A 3,853-nucleotide genomic window follows, 5' to 3' on the forward strand; every position below is an offset into this window, starting at 1 on the left:
ACCGCCGGGTGGTCGGTCAGCGCGCTAGCAACAGCGGCTTCGTCCGGCAGACCCGGCTCGGCGGCGAGAGGCGCGGCCAGCACGAGCGCGAGGAAAGGCAGGGTGAAGAGGCGCATGTTATCGGCCCTCCCGTTCGGCCTGGGCAAGATCGCCCGCCTCGCGCTCGGCGCGGCTCTCGCCGAAGCGTTCGTAAAGGATGGGCAACATGATGAGCGTGAGCAGCGTCGCCGAGACCAGCCCCCCGATCACCACGATGGCGAGCGGTTTCTGGATCTCCGAGCCCGGCCCGGTCGCGAACAGCAGCGGCACCAGCCCGAAGGCGGCGACCGAGGCGGTCATCAGCACGGGCCGCAGGCGCCGCTCGGCCCCGCGCCGCACCGCTTCGGCAAGCGTCATCCCGCCTTCGCGCAGCTGCCGGATATAGGTCACCATCACCAGCCCGTTGAGCACGGCGATGCCGAGCAGCGCGATAAAGCCGACCGAGGCCGGAACCGACAGATATTCGCCCGACAGTGCCAGCGCGATCATCCCGCCGACCATGGCGAAGGGGATATTCAGCAGGATCAGCACCGAGGCGCGCAGCGAGCCGAGCGTCAGGTAGAGGATCGCAAAGATCAGCAGGATCGCAATCGGCAGCACCACCGCAAGGCGGGCGCTCGCGCGCTGCTGGTTCTCGAACTGCCCGCCCCACACCAGCCGGTAACCCGGAGGAAGCGGCACGTTGGCGGCGATATCGGCGCGCGCTTCCTCGACATAGCCGACCAGATCGCGCCCGGTGACGAAGGCTTGCACCATCGCATAGCGCGAGCCGTTCTCGTGTTCGAGCTTCACCGGGCCTTCCTTGCGGGTGATCCGGGCGACATCGCTGGCCCGCACCAGCTGGCCCGAGGGTGCGCGGTAAAGCTGGTCGGCAAATAGCTGCGGGCTCGCCTCGCGCATGCCGTCGGCGCGCAGCATGATGGGCACGCGGCGCACGCCTTCTGCCACGACGCCAGCATTCACACCCTCGACCTGCGCGCGCATCATGTCCTGCAGGTCGCTCACCGGCATGCCGAGCCGTCCGGCGGCCACGCGGTCGATATCGAGCTGGAGATAGTCGACCAGATCGTTGGCGACGGTCATCGCCTCGCTGGTGCCTTCGAGCGTCTCCAGCCGCGCCTGAATCTCGCCCGAGAGACGCGACAGCTCGTTGAGATCGGGCCCGAACAGCTTGATCGCCAGATCGCCGCGCGCGCCGGTGAGCATTTCGGAGGTGCGCATGTCGATCGGCTGAGTGAAGCTCGGCTCGATGCCGGGGAAGCGCGCCATCACCTTGCGCAGCTGGTCGACCAGCCACTCCTTGTCCTGCACCCGCCACTCTTCGCGCGGCTTCAATTGGAGGAAGCCGTCGCTTTCGTTGAGCCCCATCGGGTCGAGCCCGATCTCGTCCGAGCCGACGCGCATGATGATCGCCGCGACCTCGGGCACCTCGGCCATGATCGCGCGCTGCGCCGCAAGGTCGCCTTCGATAGAATGGTCGAGCGAGATCGACGGCAGCTTGGAGAACTGCATCACCACCGAGCCTTCGTCCATCACCGGCAGGAAGGTCTTTCCGGTCACCGTATAGGCAAAGGCCGTCAGCCCCAACGCCACACCGGCAACGGCGAACACCAGCCTCTTGCGCGCAAACGATCCCGCCAGCGCGCTCGCATAACGGGGCGAGAGTTTACGCATCAGCCATGGCTCGTGAGCGCCGGTTTTCACCTTGAGCAGATAGAACGACAGCACCGGGATCAGCGTCAGCGAGAGCAGCAAGGCCGAGGCCAGCGCCAGCACGATAGTGAGCGCGACGGGCGAGAACAGCTTGCCCTCCAGCCCCTCCAGCGTCAGCAGCGGCAGGAACACGATGGCAATGATCGCCAGCCCCGAGGCGACCGGTTTGGCCACCTCGGCGGTGGCGACGAACACGTTGTGCAGCTTGCTGCTCCGAGCGTGGTCCTCGTCGGACAGGCGCTCGACGATGTTCTCGACCACCACCACGGCCCCGTCGACCAGCATTCCCACCGCAATGGCGAGCCCGCCAAGGCTCATCAGGTTTGCCGTGAGGCCTATCGAGCGCATGAAGATAAAGGTCAGCAGCGCCGCCATCGGCAAGGCCAGCGCCACGATCACCGAGGCGCGCACGTCGCCGAGGAACAGCAGCAGCAGGATCACCACCAGCACGGTCGCTTCGAGCAGGGCATCCTCCACCGTGCCGACCGCACTGCCGATCAGGTCGGAGCGGTCATAGAAGGGGGCAACGCTCATCCCCTCGGGCAAGGTCGCTTCGATCTCGGCGAGGCGTTCCTTCACCCCGGCCACGACCTTGGAGGCATCCGCCCCGCGCAGGCCGATGACGAGGCCCTGCACCGCCTCGCCCGCGCCGTTCTTGGTGACGGCGCCATAGCGGGTGAGACTGCCCATGCGCACCTGCGCGATATCGCCAATGCGGATCGCCCCGCCCGCTCCGGTGCGCACGACCGTATTGGCGAGATCGTCGAGCGTGCGAATCGCCCCGGTGGAGCGCACGATCAGCGCCTCCTCGCCCGTGGTCAGGCGGCCCGCGCCATCGTTGCGGTTGTCCGCGTCGATGGCAGCGGCAAGGTCGGCGGTGCTCAGGCCCGCCGCCGCCAGCGCCGCATTGTCCGGCGCCACCTCGAAGGTCTCGACATAGCCGCCAAGCGCGTTGACATCGGCCACACCCGGCACCGTGCGCAGCGCCGGGCGCACGATCCAGTCGAGCACGCGGCGCTTTTCGGCAAGGCTCTGCGGGCCTTCGAGCGTGAACATGTACATGTCGGAAAGCGGAGTGGAGATCGGGGCCATGCCGCCCTCCACCGTGGGCGGGAGGTCGGCCATTACCGCGGTCAGCCGCTCAGCGACCTGCTGGCGCGCCCAATAGATGTCGGTCCCGTCGGCAAAGTCGATGGTGATATCGGCAATCGCATATTTGGCGACCGAGCGCAGCACGCTCTGATCGGGAATGCCGAGCATCTCCATCTCGATGGGCGTGATGACGCGGGTCTCCACCTCCTCGGGCGTCATGCCGGGGGCCTTGAGGATGATCTTCACCTGCGTGGTGCTGATATCGGGGAAGGCGTCGATGGGCAGGGTGGCGAAGGCCCAGCCGCCGATCCCCGCGAGCACGGCGGCAAGGGCGATGATAGCGAGGCGCAGGTCGAGCGCCTTTTCGGTCAGCTTGCGCAGCATCGAGCCTACTCCGCCGTTGCCTTGAGTTCGGCAATGCCGCTGGTGGCCACGACCTCGCCCGCCTTCAGCCCATCGGACAGCACCGTGCGATCACTCGCTTCGGCCAGTACCGTCACGGCGCGCGGGGTAAAACCCTCTCCGCTGCGCACGAAGACGGTGGGCACGCCGCCAATCCGGGTGACGGCACGGTTCGGCACCGAGACGCCCTCCTCGCTCGCGGAGCCGATGATGATGGCCATCACGTTCTGCCCCGAGACAAGGCCCGGCGCCGCGCCGATGCTGGCCTTGGCCATCACCGAGCGGGTAGCGGGGTCAATCGAGGGCGCGACCGAGACGATCTGCCCGCCCACGGTCAGCATGTCACCGCCGTCCTGCGGCAGGCGCACCTCGATGGCCATGCCGGGACGCACCGCGCGGGCCAACCGTTCGGGCAGCGCGAGGTCGAGCTGGTAGCGGCTGGTCGCCTCGATCACGAAGGGCGCGCTCATCAGGTCGACCGGACCGCCCGTCTCCACCCCGACATGCGAGACCCGCCCGCCAATCGGCGCGCGCAGGGTCATGGTGCCATCCGGTCCCGCCCCGGCCAGCGAGACAAGACGGCGGTTCTCCGACGAGGTCACCCGCG

General features: G+C 67.9%; 2 protein-coding genes. Both read right to left on the minus strand.

Annotated features, from left to right (window positions below):
- Positions 1-117: 117 nt before the first annotated feature.
- A complete protein-coding gene (locus D2V17_RS04640) occupies positions 118-3,228 on the minus strand; it encodes an efflux RND transporter permease subunit (RefSeq protein WP_119591957.1) in 3,111 nt (1,036 codons plus the stop codon).
- A gap of 5 nt (positions 3,229-3,233) precedes the next feature.
- On the minus strand, positions 3,234-3,853 hold a 620-nt coding region (locus D2V17_RS04645; RefSeq protein ID WP_147367225.1), incomplete at its 5' end, for an efflux RND transporter periplasmic adaptor subunit.

Source organism: Aurantiacibacter xanthus (assembly GCF_003584015.1).
GTDB classification, from domain to species: domain Bacteria; phylum Pseudomonadota; class Alphaproteobacteria; order Sphingomonadales; family Sphingomonadaceae; genus Alteraurantiacibacter; species Alteraurantiacibacter xanthus.